The sequence below is a fragment of the Mesorhizobium sp. WSM4841 genome (assembly GCF_055811515.1).
The window spans coordinates 1-425 of sequence record NZ_JBVVQC010000100.1 but is presented as its reverse complement, the minus strand read 5'-3'; the positions used below and the strand labels follow the sequence as shown (position 1 = coordinate 425).

At 65.4% G+C, this 425-nt stretch carries 1 protein-coding gene; it reads right to left on the bottom strand.

The window, feature by feature from the left end; translation table 11 throughout:
* The coding region (locus AC0L14_RS34795; protein WP_473752236.1) for a hypothetical protein at positions 1-425 on the bottom strand (425 nt) is incomplete at both ends.

The following is a 425-nucleotide window of genomic DNA, read 5'->3' as shown; positions in this document are numbered from 1 at the left end:
TCGGCCAGCGAGACCCTTCCGTTAAAGCCGCTGTCCAGTGCCTCGCTCGTCACCGAGCCGCTGTCGATGACGATGGTGTCGGTCGCGAGGCTGCCAGCGACTTGTGCCGTGATCCTGCCGGCGAGCAGCGGCGCGATGGTCGGATTGTCCAGGCCGATCTTGTCCGCCGTCACCGTGCCGGAAATCGGCCCTGTCCGGCCCTTCAGATCGAAGGCGTCGGAATGGAGCGCAAGCGCGATGCCTTCGGCCTTGGCTAGGTTGGTTGCGACCGACGGCAGTGTCGCGGAGATATTCAGCGTCGATTGCATGCCCTGCCCCGCGACCTCCACCGACAGCGCCTGCAACTCTAGATTGATCGGGCTCTCGGTACTGCCAAGCGCCAGCGGCAGGCTCGGGCCGGTCGAAGCCAGGTCGAGCGCAAAATC